The following is a 14,696-nucleotide window of genomic DNA, read 5'->3' as shown; positions in this document are numbered from 1 at the left end:
CGGTGTGCGAATGTTATACGCGTCGAGCGCGCCGGATAAAGCTCAGAAGCCGGATAGTCAGATCGCGTTGATCGGCTGCGATCTGTTTTTGCGCGCGTTCGATGGCCGTCTGACCGGTCTGCGGCGATGCGCCAGCCTCACGGATCAGCGATTTCGTGTACCGATCGCGATCGGATGAGCATGCCGCCAACGCGCCGACTGCTATCGTGACGTCGCTCTTCGAACCGAGGCTCTCGACTTGCGCAAATGTCTGAAGGCAGCTTTCCCAGGCAGCCTTGGCCGATGGGGTACCATTTGACGGTGGAGGCGTAAGAGCGAGCGCCAGCATGAGCGAGACCAGTATCATCGGAGCCGTTTGCCTGATTAAGGCGATTGCGCAAAGGTTTACGAACGAACGATTGCAAACCCCGGCCGATCCAGCATGGCGATTTTGCCAGCTACCGTGACGACGGTCGCCGTGAACGCCATGCTGGGAGGAGGCGAACGCGCCTGACGCAGACAGACCACGCGACATTGATGGGCGACATACGATAATTTATAATGCGTTAACCTTCGCTGCGGTATGCAAGCCGCGCCGCGGGGCGTGTAGCGTATCTGCCCCGCGGTGAGACTTCGCCATTGCATGCACCCCAGAATGCGCTGCATTGACAATCCTTTACTCGATCCGCCATCGCCGCGTTCCGAACGCAGGCCTTGGCATCGCCGGTCGGGTTGGGGGACGTGGAGAGAGTTATGTCTGTCGAAGTGACGGGTGCACTGGTTGGCTGGAAGAGGGTTCCCTCGAGCAACGGCATCATGCTGACGATTCAGGTTGCCGGGACGGCCGCAGATTATGCAGCGGGGCGCCTCACGCGAGTCTCGGTCGCGCTGAACGATCGTCAACTACGGTCGCTGACACGCGATCTGGGGCGTGCATCGACATCGCGCGGACTGGATCTACGCGCACCGCGTCGCTGGTGGCAGTTCGGTAGAGCGAAATCCAGCTAGGTCCAGGCTGACAGGGTAATGCTTCGATGGCGGGGCTAGACGACCAAAGTGCAAAGTGGCAACCGTAATGACCGCCCGATTGACGCCTTCCCTATTCCCCAACGCACGTACCGCACCATCAGTCTGCTGGCGCGTCTGGGACGAAATGTACGATTAGTGGCGTCGTCCGCCTTGATGGCGCGCCGAGGGACACCTCGTAATGAACAATGTACTCTCGCACCCGCTGCCCAATCGTAGCGGTCCAAAGTCGCACGGCCGGCCATGTCGAAGTCGATGGGTCCAACATCCTGACGATAGCCGAGGCGCGGTGCCGCAGCTTGGAACGACGGCGGCTTGCGCGCGATGATGTCTTTCCACGCCGCTGCCTACTATGTAGCATTTGGCTGAATACGATCGATTGGTAAGTCCGATGGCGAAAGCTGCAGCACGCAAGACACTGTCCATGGTGGGAGCCTATGATCCTCCGGCCAATGACCGGCTTTATCAGCGTATTGCACGGCAGCTGGTCGATCAGTTGACGACGGGAACCTATGCCATCGGCGACAGGCTGCCCGCGGAGCGAGAGCTGGCGATCGATTACGGCGCAAGCCGCCCGGCGGTACGTGAAGCCCTGATCGCGTTGGAAGTGCAGGGCCTGATAGAAGTGCGCGTCGGCTCCGGGGCGTATGTCTGCCGGTTGCCGGGGCAGGGGGAAGAGCCCGGTTTCGCGATCACCGCCTTCGAGCTGACCGAGGCGCGGATCATGTTCGAGGGCGAGGCGGCGGCACTGGCGGCCGTCCAGATCAGCGATGCGGAGGTGCGCGTGCTCGACGGCCTGGTCGATGCGATGACGACCGAAAACCTGCTTGCCAAAGTGACCGAAATTGCCGACCGCGACTTCCACATGGCGATCGCGAAGGCGACCCGGAACGCCGGTGTCGTCCGGACGATCGAGGATCTGTGGCATCTTCGATCGACGTCTCCCGAATGCGCGCTGCTCCACGCCAAGGCGCGCAATGCGAAGGTCCGGCCGGTGGTCGCCGAACATGCTGCGATCGTCGATGCCTTGCGCGCCCGCGACGCAGTCGGCGCACGGGCGGCGATGCGCGCGCACCTGACGTCGGTGATGGACCATCTGCTGTTCCAGACCGAGGAAATGGCGATGGAGCAGGCGCGGCTCGCGCTTGCCGAGACCCGGCAACGCTATGGCGGCATTGCGCCGTCGTAATGCCCCCGCAAGGTGGCGGTAAGAAGTTGTCAGACCAATTCCGTAGCTGCTATCAACTACCACGGGGATGCGTCGCGCTCGCCATGATCTTAGCACGGGGATAGCTGCCAAATGACGATGACCCAGACCATGCGCTGGTTTGGCCCGAGCGATCCCGTGCCTCTTCATGCCATCCGCCAAGCCGGCGCGACCGGTATCGTCACGGCGCTGCATCAGGTCGCGAATGGCGACATATGGACCATGGATGCCATCGCCACGCGCCGCCGCGTCATCGAGGATGCCGGGCTGGCGTGGAAAGTGGTCGAGAGCCTGCCCGTTGCGGAAGCGTTGAAGACGCGTTCCAGCGACTGGGACCGTTTGATCGAGGCCTATATCGCCAGTCTGCGAAACCTTGCCGGGCAGGGCATCGAGGTCGTGACCTATAATTTCATGCCGTTGCTCGATTGGACACGGACCGACCTGAGCTGGGAAATGCCGGACGGCGCGCGTGCCCTGCGGTTCGAACTCCATGCGCTGGCCACCTACGACATCCACATCCTGCGTCGTCCCGGCGCCGAGGCGGATTATACACCCGATGTCGTCGCGATCGCCGGCGAGCGTTTCGCGGCGATGGACGACGCGGCACGCGCAACGCTCGAACGGACGATCATCGCTGGCCTGCCGGGGAGCGAAGAGACTTTCAGCTCGGCGCAGTTGCTCGAACAGATCGAAACCTATGCCGAGGTCGATGCAGCGCGGCTGCGTGCCAATCATGTCGCGTTCCTGGAGGCCGTTTGCCCGGTCGCCGAGGCGGAGGGGATCCGACTCGTGGTACATCCCGACGACCCGCCATTCCCGATCTTCGGCCTGCCCCGGGTGGTCAGCACCGAGGCGGACGTGAGCGCATTGTTGGCGGCGGTGCCCTCCGTCGCAAACGGCCTGTGTTTTTGCAGCGGCTCGTTCGGCGCGCGCGCGGACAATGATTTGCCGGGCATGGTGCGGCGGCTCGGTGACAGCATCGGCTTCGTCCATCTGCGATCGGTGCAGCGCGAACCCGACGGCGCCTTCCACGAGGCGGCGCATCTCGAGGGTGATGCGAACATGCCGGCCATCATGTCCGAACTGATCGCGTTGGAGGCGCGCACGGGGCGATCGCTGCCAATGCGTCCGGATCACGGTCATCAGATGGCAGACGATCTCGACCGGCGCACCAATCCGGGCTATTCCCTGATCGGACGATTACGCGGCCTGGCGGAGTTGCGCGGACTGGAAGCGGGTCTCGCCTACCAGGCCACCGCCCGGCCTTGAGCGCCGGGAAAGGCCTGTCGAATGCAGCGGGTCGTCGACGATCTACGGCTGGTGCCCCCGGCGAGATTTGAACACGCGGCCTACGGTTTAGGAAACCGTCGCTCTATCCGGCTGAGCTACGGGGGCATCCGAATGCGCAGTACGACGGTCGGATGAGGCGATCAAGCGTCTGGTGCGCGATCGGCCAAGCGTCATTGCGGGGCCGCCAGGGGGCAGGGCGACCAGGTAGCCGCCATCGGGTAACGATAATCGGGTATTAGAGTATCAAGGGGCGACGGGTATCGCTGTCGATGCCCCGTCGCCGCTTGCCGTGCAGTGCTGGCGGTTAGGCCTTGACGTGCTGCGAGATGTACTTGTTCATCTCGAACATCGTGCACTTGTCACGCCCGAAGACCTTCTTCAGCTTCTCGTCAGCCAGAATCTCGCGCTTGTTCTCGGGGTTCTGGAGGTTGTGTGCCTTGATGTAGACCCACACCTTGCTGATCACTTCGCTGCGCGGCAGCTTGTCGTTGCCGACGATCTCGCCGAGCTCGGGAGAGGGCTGGACGGGGGCGTGGATGCCGCCGGTCTTGGGAGCTGTAGCCATAAGCATTCCTTCCTGTTGCGCGCGTGCGTTAGGCACTGCGCGCGTGGTCACGCCTTGGTGAGCGCGTCCGCCTTGTGCGCTGCCTTGCCGCCCTTGTCACTCCTTACGATGAACTGCGGCTCCTCCTTGGAGGCCTTCACGGTGTGGCCCTTGATCTTCGTGTCGGTGGTCTGCTTCTTCTCGACCGTGCCATGCGCCTCGCCGCCGTGCGATTTCCAGGTGACCTCGTCGCCCTTCTTCGGATCCTTCATCGCGCCATCTCCTTGATTTGAAAGGATCAAGCGCGGGAACGTGGCTTTGGTTGCATCGCCGACGGGTTGCGGAGCCGGGGCTCGGGGGGCATCAGGGCGGCAATCAAGGAGACCGACCGATGAAGACCCGCGCCGCCGTTGCCTTCGAGGCAAAAAAACCGCTCGAGATCGTCGAACTCGACCTCGAAGGGCCGAAATTCGGCGAAGTCCTCGTCGAAATCATGGCGACGGGCATCTGCCATACCGACGCGTACACGCTCGACGGGCTTGATTCGGAAGGCTTGTTTCCGAGCGTGCTCGGCCATGAGGGCGCCGGCATCGTCCGTGAGATCGGCGCGGGGGTGACCAGCGTCGCGGTCGGCGATCACGTCATCCCGCTCTACACGCCCGAATGTCGGCAGTGTAAGTCGTGCCTCAGCGGCAAGACCAACCTGTGCACCGCGATCCGCGCGACGCAAGGGAAAGGGCTGATGCCGGACGGCACGACGCGGTTCAGCTACAAGGGGCAGCCGATCTTCCATTACATGGGCTGCTCGACCTTCTCGAACTTCACGGTGTTGCCGGAGATCGCGGTCGCGAAGATCCGCGAGGACGCGCCGTTCGATACGTCTTGTTATGTCGGCTGCGGCGTGACCACTGGGGTCGGCGCAGTGGTGCACACAGCGAAGGTCCAGCCGGGCGACACGGTCGTGGTGTTCGGGCTCGGCGGCATCGGCCTGAACGTCATCCAGGGCGCGCGGCTTGCGGGCGCGGGGATGATCGTCGGTGTCGACATCAATCCCGACCGCGAGGAGTGGGGCCGGCGCTTCGGCATGACGCACTTCGCCAACCCGAAGGATGTCGGCGACATCGTCCAGCACATCGTCGCGCTGACCGATGGTGGTGCGGATTACACCTTCGATGCGACCGGCAACACCACGGTGATGCGACAGGCCCTCGAGGCGTGCCATCGCGGTTGGGGGACCTCGATCGTGATCGGCGTGGCCGAGGCGGGCAAGGAGATTTCGACACGGCCGTTCCAGCTCGTCACCGGGCGCAACTGGCGCGGGACGGCGTTCGGCGGCGCGCGCGGACGGACCGATACGCCGAAGATCGTCGACTGGTACATGAACGGCATGATCGAGATCGACCCGATGATCACGCACCGCCTGACGCTCGACGAGATCAACAAGGGCTTCGACCTGATGCACGCCGGCGAGAGCATCCGCTCCGTCGTGATCTACTGAGGGGGGCGGAATGTTCACGCATATCATGATCGGCGCTGACGACGTCGCTGCCTCGAAGGCATTCTACGACGCGGCGCTGGGCGCGCTTGGCGTACCCGAAGGTGTCGTCGATGACTGGGGGCGGGTGGTCTACGCGCATGACGGTAGCCGCTTCCTGCTGACCAAGCCGATCGATGGACAGCCGGCGAGCCATGGCAACGGCAGCACGCTGGGGTTCGCTGCAGCCTCGACTGAGGCGGCCGATGCGTGGCACGCAGCCGGGCTAGCTCATGGCGGTACCGCTTGCGAGAATCCGCCAGGCGTGCGCGAGGCTACCGGGGGGCGGAAGCTGTACCTCGCGTATCTGCGCGATCCGTCGGGTAACAAGATCTGCGCGCTGCACCGGGTCGCGTGATGGAGACCGTCTCCACCAGCAAGGCATACGGCGGCATTCAGGGCGTTTACCGCCACGCCTCCACCGCGACCGGCACCGACATGACCTTCGCGGTCTACGTGCCGCCGCATGAGCAGGGCGCGCGGTTGCCGGTTTTGTGGTTCCTGTCGGGGCTGACGTGCACGCACGCGAACGTCATGGACAAGGGCGAGTATCGGCGGGCGTGTTCGGAACTGGGCGTGATCCTGGTTGCGCCGGATACGTCGCCGCGGGGCGACGACGTGCCGGATGACGACGCGTATGACTTTGGCAAGGGCGCAGGGTTCTACGTCGATGCGACCGAAGAGCCCTGGGCGAAGAGCTTCCGGATGCGGTCCTATGTCGAGAACGAACTGCCGGCGCTGATCGGCGCGGCGTTTCCGATGGCGGATATGACGCGGCAGGGGATCTTCGGACACTCGATGGGCGGGCATGGCGCGCTGACGATCGCGCTGCGTAATCCGGAGCGGTTCCGCAGCGTATCGGCGTTCGCGCCGATCGTGGCGCCGTTGCAGTGTCCCTGGGGTGAGAAGGCGCTCGGCGGGTATCTGGGCGCGGACCGAACGACTTGGCGGGCGTATGATGCTTGCGCGCTGATCGAGGATGGCGCTCGGGTGGCGGAGATTCTGGTCGATCAGGGGGATGCGGATGGCTTCCTCGTGGAGCAGTTGAAGCCGGAGTTGCTGGCGGCCGCGTGCGAGGCGGCGGGGATCGACCTGACGCTGCGGATGCAGCCGGGGTATGATCACAGCTACAACTTCATTTCGACGTTCATGGCAGACCATGTCGCCTGGCACGCGGCGCGGCTACGGTAAATTACCGTTCGCTTTTGGCGGACGGCTCTTCCCAAGCGAAAGACCCCAGCTTTCGCTGGGGTGACGGGCTGACGGGCTGACGGGGGAGTGAGTGGCCAGCACACCAAACTCCCGCCCGTCATCCCAGCGAAAGCTGGGATCTCACCGTGTAGCGAACCACGCTCGCCCCGCACGCGGTCCCGCTTAGACAGAACCGCGCGATAGTCGGCCTCCTCAGAACTTGAACCCCGCCGCGACGCCATATCGCCGTGGCTCGATCGTGAAGATGTTGGTGAACAGCCCGGCCGACTGGTCGGTCACATATTGCCCGGTCGTCGCATCGTTGTTGGTCAGATTCTGCACATACGCGCGGACGTAGAAGCGGTCCTCGCGGGCGTTGAGCTGGACCTGCATGTTGACGACTTCATACCCCTGGATCCGGTCGATCTGGGTGTTGAAGATGCTGCCCGACAGCCCGCCGGTATAGTTGAGGTCGGCACGCGGGACGAGGCTCATGCCGTTGGCGAAGTCGATCGTGTACTGCGCGCCGACCGACCATTTGTACGTTGGTGCCTGGGGCAGGCGGTTGCCGCGGATGTTGGTGGTCACGCCGTCGAGCACCGATACGCCGCTGGCGGCTGCGTTGGCGCCCAGCGCCGAGCAGATCCCGAACGCGCCGGTCGCCGCGATCGTCGGGATCGCGGTCGGCGCGCGCAGGCCGATCGCGCGATTGACCGCCGCGACATAGCCGTTAGATAGCGCCGCATTGCCCGCCACGTTGGGCACGACGACGCAGTTTGACGCGTTGGTGATGTCCTTGATGATCACCGCGTCCGCGCGGCCGCCCGACACGTCGCGCGGGTTCACCAGGAACTTGTCGCTCGACACCTTCGAATGCAGGTAGCTCGCATTCATGTTGACCACGAACGCCGGGATCGGGCTCATGATCGCTTCGGCCTCGACGCCGTAGATATCGGCGTTGACGTTGTCGTTGACCGAGGTCCGCGCGACGATCCGGCTCAGCTGGAGGTTCTTGTACTGGTAGTAGAAGCCGGTGAGGTTCAGCCTGAGCTGGCCGCCGCCGAAGGTGTTCTTCGAGCCGATCTCGTAGGCATTGACCTGCTCGGGGAGGAACGTGCTGCTGACGTTGAACATCGGCAGCAGCGGCGGATTGATCCCGCCCGATTTATACCCGCGCGAATAGGACGCGTAGAGCAGGTTGTTCTCGGTGATCCGGTAGTCGAGTACCGCGCGCCCGGTCAGCCGCGAGAAGCTGACCTGTGCATTGGCGAACTCCTGGCGCCCCGGCAGATTGGGGTCGAAATCGACCGTGCCGTAGTTCAGCCCCTGCTCGATTCCCGTCGCGCCGATCGGTGTCAGCACGTTGAGCGCGAGGTTGCGTGCCTGGTCGGTCTTCTTGTCATGGTTGTAGCGCAGACCGACGGTGAGCTTCAGCTTGTCGGTGAACTTGAAATACGTCTCGCCGAAGATGCCGTAGGATTTTAGGCGGAACTCGACATCGCTGTTGCGGTAGAACGGCGTCGACAGGAAATAGCCGTTGCCGGCGGGCAGCCCGGCCCCCGCGGCGTTCGCCGAGCCGAGGATGCCCGAGGCATAGTCCAGCCCGAACGCATTGACGAAGTAATCGGTGTTGGTCGACTTGCTGTCGACATAGATGCCGCCGAGCAGGAAGTTGAACATCCCGTCGAAATTGCTGTCGAGATGCGCCTCGGCGGAATATTGGCGGTTCTTCTGACGCGAGCGATCGAAGTCGAGGCTTTGTGCGTAACAGCCGATCGAATTACCGCCATAGATGCCGACATTGTTCGGGTCCGCTGCCGACTGGCATACGCCCCCCGCCGCGCCGTTGGGGATCAGCGTCTGCCGCACGCCGTTGAGGAACGCGAAAGGCGATCCGGTCCGGGCGAGCGCGTTGAGATTGGCGAGTCCGGCATTGTTGGTCAGCGGGTTCTCGACCGCGAGATTATAGTCGGCGGTGCTGTCGACCACGTTGCGTGTGTAGCCGCCGGTGAAGTTCAGGCTGACCGGGCCGAAATCGTGGAAAATCTTGGCGGTATATTGCTCTTCCTCGGCGAAATAGGTCGGGCTGTAGTCGAGCGACACGGTCCGCACGTCGGCCGGGTTGACGACGCCCGCATAGGTATCCTGGCCGTACAGGCTCTGCAGGCCGAAGCGCGCGAGCGCGGGGTTGTTGACCGCGAAGAACTCGTTCGAGCTGAGTACCGCGGACAGCGTCGAATTGCCGTTCGCGGTCTCGTTGGCGAGCCGGTCGGGCAGGCAGCCCAGGACGCCGGTCGGATCGCGGTGGCACAGCTGCTTCTGCAACCGCGAGCGATCGTCCTTTTCGCGGAAATAATAGCCGATCAGGTCGATCCGGGTGTCGCTGGTCGGCTCCCACGACAGCGTGCCGCGGATCGAATACAGATCGCGCCCGTCGATCTTGCGGCCGTCGTACAGGTTCTTGGTATAGCCATCGCGGTTGAGATAGGTGCCCGCGACGCGGATGCCGAGCGTGTCGGTGAAGGGCAGGTTGAACATCGCCTTCACGCGCTTCGAATCGTAATTGCCATATTCGAACTCGGCGGCGGAATGGATCGCGGACAGATCGGGCTTGGCGGAGATGAAGTTTACGACGCCCGAGGTCGCGTTGCGGCCGAACAGCGTGCCCTGCGGCCCGCGGAGGACCTCGATCCGCTCGAGATCGAAGAACTCGCTCTCGAACAGGCGGGTCGTCACCAGCGGCATGTCGTTGACGTGGATCGCGGTCGCGGTGTCGCAGGTCGCGCCGGTGCACAGATCGCCGATCCCGCGGATCGTGAAGCTCGACGTGGTGAAATTGGTCTTGGTGAAGGTGACGTTGGGCAGCGTCTGCTGGAGCGCGCTCGGGTTGACGATCTGCTGCTTGCTGAGGTTTTCAGCGGTAAAAGCGCTCACAGCAATCGGAACATCCTGCAAACGCTGCGATTGGCGTTGCGCGGTAATCACGATATCCTGCGACGCGTAAGCGCTGGACGGCGTATCGGCTGGGGCGGTCTGCGTCGACGGGGTTTGCGTCGACGGGGCTTCCTGGCCGGGTCCGTTGGTCGGCGCGGTGTTTTCAGCCGATGTGGTGGTGGCGGTCTGCGCCATTGCCGGCGCGATCGACAGGAGTATCATCGCCGATGCGGCGAGCAGTTCGAACTTAGCCATGGCAGTCCTCTCCCCGATCGTGCCGGTCTATGCCGATTCACGATTTAGTTTTTCAGGTATGGCGAGGTAACGACGATTTAAATCAACCGTCAACGCTTTTTCGTCCCCTGAAAACCGGGATTTATGGCAAGTGGCCGAAATGAAACAGTTGCAAAAGAGGACCCATGTTCTGATGTTTGGGTATGCTGACAAAGGGTGTTGCGATGCGGGATGAACTGGGCGGCCCCGAGGGGCCGGCGGCTGCGGAGGACGGGGTTGGTCCCGACGGCAAGCTGAATGTGCCCGAAGACGTAGCGTCGGCGATCCGTACGCTGATCCGCTGGGCAGGCGACGATCCAACCCGCGAGGGGCTGCTCGATACGCCGCGTCGTGTTGCACGTGCGTGGAAGGAATATTGCGCGGGCTATGGCGACGATCCGGCCAAGCACCTCGACCGCGTGTTCGAGGAAGTCGGCGGCTATGACGAGATCGTGCTGCTCAAGGACATTCCGTTCCAGTCGCATTGCGAACATCACATGGCGCCGATCATCGGCAAGGCGCACATCGCGTACCTGCCGCGCAACCACGTCGTCGGCATCTCGAAGCTTGCGCGCGTGCTGCACGGGTTCGCGCGGCGGTTGCAGGTGCAGGAGCGGCTGACCGCGGAAGTGGCGGACTGTATCTGGGACAATCTCAAACCGCAGGGCGTCGCGGTGGTGATCGAGGCTAGCCATGCCTGCATGACCGCGCGCGGCGTGCGGACGCCGGGCGTGACGATGGTGACGAGCCGGATGATGGGCGTGTTCCGCGACGACGAACGCAGCCGCAAGGAAGTGCTGGCGTTGATGGGACAGCGCGCCTGATGCGGACCGTGTTGGTCACCGGCGGGGCGAAGCGGTTGGGCGCGGCGATCGTCCGGCGGCTGGCGGCGGACGGCCATGCGGTGGTCGTGCACCAGGGGCATTCGCGGGACGAGGCGGAGGCGCTGGTCGCGGAGATCGTCGGGGGCGGCGGGCGTGCTGCTGCGGTGGCTGGCGACCTGAGCGACCTTGGCGCGATCGGCGACCTGTTCGCGGCGGCGCGGGCTGCGATCGGCGGGCCAATCGACGGGTTGGTGAACTGCGCCTCGCGGTTCGAATTCGATCGGCCGCCGAGCGTCGATCCGGTGCTGTTCGCCGAGCTTGGCGCGATCAATTGCGGCGCGCCGGTGCTGCTCGCCTCCGCGCTGGCGTCGCAGGATGATGTCGCGGACGGCGCGGTGGTCAACGTGCTCGACCAGAAGGTGGCGAATCTGAACCCCGATTTCTTCTCGTATAGCTGCGGGAAGATCGCGCTGGAGGGTGCGACGACGATGCTCGCGCAGGCGCTCGGGCCGCGGATCGCGATAAACGCGGTGTCGCCGGGGCTGACTTTGCCGAGCGGCGACCAGACCGAAGCGGAGTTCGCGGCGGTGGCGAGCGAGAATCTGTTGCGGCGACCGGTCGGTGCGGAGGCGGTCGCGGAGGCGGTTGCGTGGCTGCTGACTGCGAAAGGCGTGACGGGGCAGAATGTGTTCGTCGATTGCGGACAGCGGTTTCTGACGCGCGATAGCGACGTGATGTTTGAGGGGCGACATGGCTGAATTCACGACGATCCTCGACGGGCTCGAGGTCATGATGCGGCTTGGCATCCATCCGCACGAGGTCGCGCCGCAACGCGTGGTCGTCTCGGTCGAGATGACGGTGGTGTATCCAGGTCCGCTCGGCGAGGATGCGATCGAGGAGGTGCTCGATTACGATTTCGTCCGCGCTGGCATCCTGGCGATGGTCGCGGAGCGCCCGTTCAAGTTGCAGGAGACGCTCTGCGAGGCGATCGCTGCGCTCTGCCTGAGCGACGAGCGCGTGAGGCGGGTCGAGATCGAGACGATGAAGACCGGCGTCTATCCAGATGCGGCGATCGGGTGCCGGATTGTGCGGGAACGAGGGATTTAGCGGAAGATCGATCCAGCGTTTGGGAAAGACGTGTTTCCCCGCGAAGGCGGGGATCCAGGCTGGGCTCCCGCCTTCGCGGGAGAACAGGGGCATGGCGCCGTATGATTGCCGACCGGTCCTGCTCAGGGCGATAGTCCCACGATCGGGCGCATTTCGTTTCACACGCGTAAGGCCCCGATCTTAGAGCCGGATCGTTCTCTCCCCGTAATCCCCGATCCGGAGACCAAAGTTGAAAATTCTCGTCGTCCTCACCTCGCATGCCGATCTCGGCGATACCGGCCGCAAGACCGGGTTCTGGCTCGAGGAACTCGCCGCGCCCTATTACGTGTTCAAGGACGCCGGCGTGGACATCACGCTCGCGTCGCCGGCGGGTGGCCAGCCACCGCTCGATCCGAGCAGCGCCAAGCCCGACGCGCAGACCGACGCGACGCGCCGCTTCGAGGCGGACGCCGAGGCGACCGCCGCGCTCGCCGATACGCGCAAGCTGTCCGATATGCGGATCGCCGACTATGACGCGGTGTTCTATCCGGGCGGGCACGGGCCGCTCTGGGATCTCGCCAAGGATCCGGCATCGATCGCGTTGATCGAAGACACGATCGGCGCGGGCAAGCCGGTCGCGCTGGTTTGCCATGCACCCGGCGTCCTGCGCGACGTGAAGGCTGCGGATGGCACGCCGCTCGTCAAGGGCAAGACGGTGACCGGCTTCACCAACAGCGAGGAATCAGCGGTCGGGCTTAGCGATATCGTGCCGTTCCTAGTCGAGGACATGCTGGGTCAGCAGGGCGGCAACTATTCGAAGACCGCCGACTGGGGCGTGCATGTCGTCGAGGACGGCCTGCTGATCACCGGCCAGAACCCGGCGTCGTCGGAAAAGGCGGCGCAGGCGTTGCTGGCGAAGCTGGCGTAAGGAGGAGCGGCCACCGGTTCAGCCGGTGGCCGTTCTTTAGAGGGTCACGCGCGGTTGGCGGCGCTCAACACGGCACGGACCGAGGCGGTGGCGATGTCGGTGTCCATGCCGACCCCGAACACCGTCTTGCCCTCGGCGGTCCGGCATTCGACATACGCCGCCGCCTGCGCGTCCGCACCGTGGCCGATCGCGTGCTCGTTGTAATCCACCACGTCGAGCGTCGGCCCCGTCGACTCCGCAATTGCCGCAATCACCCCCGAGATCAGCCCGTTGCCGCGCCCGGAGATCGACCGCTCCTCGCCGTCGATCGCGACGCGGCCGATGAACACGCGCTGCCCCGAGGCACCGCTCTCCTCGTAATCGCGCAACTCCACGCGGTCGTCTGCCTGCGGCATGTAGGTCCGCTCGAACAGGCCCCAGATGTCCGCCGCATTCAGCTCGCGGCTGGTCTCGTCGGCATAGGCCTGGACGTGCCGGCTGAAGTCCGCCTGCAACCGCTTGGGCAGCTTCAGCCCCTTGTCCTGCTCGATCACCCAGGCGACGCCGCCCTTGCCCGACTGCGAATTGACGCGGATCACCGCCTCGTAGCTGCGACCTAGATCGGCGGGGTCGATCGGCAGGTAGGGCACCTCCCACAGCGTGTCGTTCTTCGCCTCCTGCGCCGCGAAGCCCTTCTTGATTGCGTCCTGATGCGAGCCCGAGAACGCGGTGAAGACCAGATCGCCGGCATAGGGCGTGCGCGGATGGACGGGAATGTTGGTGCAGTAGTTGACCGTGTTCACGACGCCGTCGATGTCCGACAGGTCGAGCTTCGGATCGACGCCCTGCGTGTACATGTTGAGCGCGACGGTCACGAGATCGCAATTGCCGGTGCGCTCGCCATTGCCGAGCAGGCAGCCCTCGACGCGGTCCGCGCCCGCCATCATGCCGAGCTCCGCCGCCGCGACGCCGGTGCCGCGGTCGTTATGCGTATGCAGCGAGATCGCCACCGCCTCACGGTTGCGGATGTTGCGCCCGAACCATTCGATCTGATCGGCGTAGATGTTCGGCGTCGCGCACTCGACGGTTGCCGGCAGGTTGAAGATGATCGGGTTCTCGGACGTCGGCATCAGCACGTCCATCACCGCCTCGCAGACCTCGAGGCTGAAATCGAGCTCGGCAGTCGAGAAGGTTTCCGGCGAATATTCGAACTGCCAGCGGACGTTCGGCTGCTTGGCGGCTTCGTCGCGCAGCACCTTGGCGCCGTCGATCGCGATCTGCTTCACCTGCGCGCGGTCCATCCCGAACACGATCTTGCGCCATGCCGGCGAGACGGCGTTGTAGAGGTGGACGATCGCGGTCTTGGCACCGACCAGGCTGGCAAAGCTCGTCTCGATCAGGTCGCGGCGCGACTGGGTCAGCACCTGGATCGACACGTCGTCGGGAATGCGCCCGGTCTTCACGAGCCCCGAGATGAAGTCGAACTCGGTGGCACCGGCGCTCGGGAAACCGACTTCGATCTCCTTCAGCCCGACCTTGCAGAGCAGGTCGAAGAAGCGCGTCTTCTTCTCGGCATCCATCGGGTCGATCAGCGCCTGGTTGCCATCGCGCAGATCGGTGGAGAGCCAGCGCGGCGGCTTGACGATGGTCTTCGACGGCCATTGGCGGTCGGGCAGGTCGACTTGCGGGAAGGGTCGGTATTTGGTCGATGGGTCGCGCAGCATGGCTCGTGTCTCTCGTGTCGTCGGGAGCGTTCGGGTCAGCCCTTAGGCGCGGGGCACGGGGCAGGGCCACCGCGCAAACGATCGGCGCGCCTAAGGGCGCGTAAGTCGAAGCAGCAGGAGGCGGCCGTGCGTCATTAATTGTCTCCTATCGCGCGGACACGGTGCGTGTCCAGCGCG

The 14,696-nt window shown here is 64.3% G+C and carries 14 protein-coding genes and 1 tRNA gene; 9 read left to right on the top strand and 6 right to left on the bottom strand.

Annotated features, from left to right (window positions below):
• Window positions 1–13 precede the first annotated feature (13 nt).
• The gene (locus U1763_RS06315) at window positions 14–328 is read right to left on the bottom strand and encodes a hypothetical protein (RefSeq protein ID WP_332754562.1); all 315 of its coding nucleotides are present in this window, start codon (window positions 326–328) and stop codon (window positions 14–16) included.
• Window positions 329–1,429: 1,101 nt separating this feature from the next.
• Between U1763_RS06315 and U1763_RS06310 the strand changes: the two genes are divergently transcribed.
• Window positions 1,430–2,194, top strand: a complete 765-nt coding sequence (locus U1763_RS06310; RefSeq protein WP_332754962.1) for a FadR/GntR family transcriptional regulator — start codon at window positions 1,430–1,432, stop codon at window positions 2,192–2,194.
• Window positions 2,195–2,305: 111 nt separating this feature from the next.
• Window positions 2,306–3,481 (top strand): mannonate dehydratase, encoded by a 1,176-nt coding sequence (gene uxuA, locus U1763_RS06305; RefSeq protein ID WP_332754561.1) that lies wholly within the window; start codon window positions 2,306–2,308, stop codon window positions 3,479–3,481.
• Between the two features lie 49 nt (window positions 3,482–3,530).
• Here uxuA and U1763_RS06300 read toward each other — a convergent pair.
• The 3 genes from U1763_RS06300 to U1763_RS06290 form a co-directional block, all read right to left on the bottom strand.
• Window positions 3,531–3,607: transfer RNA gene (locus U1763_RS06300), tRNA-Arg, on the bottom strand.
• Between the two features lie 199 nt (window positions 3,608–3,806).
• Window positions 3,807–4,067, bottom strand: coding sequence for an SWIB/MDM2 domain-containing protein (locus U1763_RS06295; RefSeq protein WP_031394799.1), 261 nt, complete (start codon window positions 4,065–4,067; stop codon window positions 3,807–3,809).
• A 47-nt stretch (window positions 4,068–4,114) separates the two neighbouring features.
• Window positions 4,115–4,318: a hypervirulence associated TUDOR domain-containing protein gene (locus U1763_RS06290; RefSeq protein WP_056482645.1), complete on the bottom strand. Its 204-nt coding sequence runs from the start codon at window positions 4,316–4,318 to the stop codon at window positions 4,115–4,117.
• Between the two features lie 119 nt (window positions 4,319–4,437).
• Between U1763_RS06290 and U1763_RS06285 the strand changes: the two genes are divergently transcribed.
• The 3 genes from U1763_RS06285 to fghA are packed head-to-tail and all read left to right on the top strand — an operon-like array spanning window position 4,438 to window position 6,771.
• The gene (locus tag U1763_RS06285) at window positions 4,438–5,544 is read left to right on the top strand and encodes an S-(hydroxymethyl)glutathione dehydrogenase/class III alcohol dehydrogenase (RefSeq protein ID WP_192977096.1); all 1,107 of its coding nucleotides are present in this window, start codon (window positions 4,438–4,440) and stop codon (window positions 5,542–5,544) included.
• 10 nt (window positions 5,545–5,554) lie between these two features.
• Window positions 5,555–5,938 carry a VOC family protein gene (locus U1763_RS06280; RefSeq protein WP_132898118.1) on the top strand — a complete coding sequence of 128 codons (384 nt, stop codon included), beginning with the start codon at window positions 5,555–5,557 and terminating at the stop codon, window positions 5,936–5,938.
• Window positions 5,938–6,771, top strand: a complete 834-nt coding sequence (fghA, locus tag U1763_RS06275; protein WP_332754560.1) for an S-formylglutathione hydrolase — start codon at window positions 5,938–5,940, stop codon at window positions 6,769–6,771. The genes U1763_RS06280 and fghA overlap by 1 nt, the downstream gene beginning before the upstream one ends.
• 213 nt (window positions 6,772–6,984) lie before the next feature.
• On the opposite strand, the gene U1763_RS06270 is transcribed toward fghA, so the two are convergent.
• Window positions 6,985–9,960, bottom strand: coding sequence for a TonB-dependent receptor (locus tag U1763_RS06270; RefSeq protein ID WP_332754559.1), 2,976 nt, complete (start codon window positions 9,958–9,960; stop codon window positions 6,985–6,987).
• 203 nt (window positions 9,961–10,163) lie between these two features.
• On the opposite strand from U1763_RS06270, the gene folE reads away from it, so the two are divergent.
• The 4 genes from folE (at window position 10,164) to U1763_RS06250 (ending at window position 12,816) form a co-directional block, all read left to right on the top strand.
• On the top strand, window positions 10,164–10,802 hold the full coding sequence (gene folE, locus U1763_RS06265; RefSeq protein WP_332754558.1) for a GTP cyclohydrolase I FolE: 639 nt from the start codon (window positions 10,164–10,166) through the stop codon (window positions 10,800–10,802).
• The gene (locus U1763_RS06260) at window positions 10,802–11,560 is read left to right on the top strand and encodes an SDR family NAD(P)-dependent oxidoreductase (RefSeq protein WP_332754557.1); all 759 of its coding nucleotides are present in this window, start codon (window positions 10,802–10,804) and stop codon (window positions 11,558–11,560) included. Before folE ends, U1763_RS06260 begins: the two co-directional genes overlap by 1 nt.
• A complete protein-coding gene (locus tag U1763_RS06255) occupies window positions 11,553–11,909 on the top strand; it encodes a dihydroneopterin aldolase (RefSeq protein ID WP_332754556.1) in 357 nt (118 codons plus the stop codon). Before U1763_RS06260 ends, U1763_RS06255 begins: the two co-directional genes overlap by 8 nt.
• A gap of 229 nt (window positions 11,910–12,138) precedes the next feature.
• Entirely contained in the window at window positions 12,139–12,816 is a 678-nt protein-coding gene (locus tag U1763_RS06250) for a type 1 glutamine amidotransferase domain-containing protein (RefSeq protein ID WP_332754555.1), read from the top strand.
• A gap of 44 nt (window positions 12,817–12,860) precedes the next feature.
• Here the strand turns inward: U1763_RS06250 and leuA are convergent, their stop codons facing one another.
• Complete coding sequence (gene leuA, locus U1763_RS06245) at window positions 12,861–14,519, bottom strand: 2-isopropylmalate synthase (RefSeq protein ID WP_332754554.1); 1,659 nt, start codon at window positions 14,517–14,519, stop codon at window positions 12,861–12,863.
• Window positions 14,520–14,696 lie beyond the last annotated feature (177 nt).

Origin of the sequence: Sphingomonas sorbitolis, from assembly GCF_036663875.1 — a bacterium.
In the GTDB taxonomy this organism is placed as follows: domain Bacteria; phylum Pseudomonadota; class Alphaproteobacteria; order Sphingomonadales; family Sphingomonadaceae; genus Sphingomonas.
This window is presented reverse-complemented; position numbering and strand designations above follow the sequence as displayed.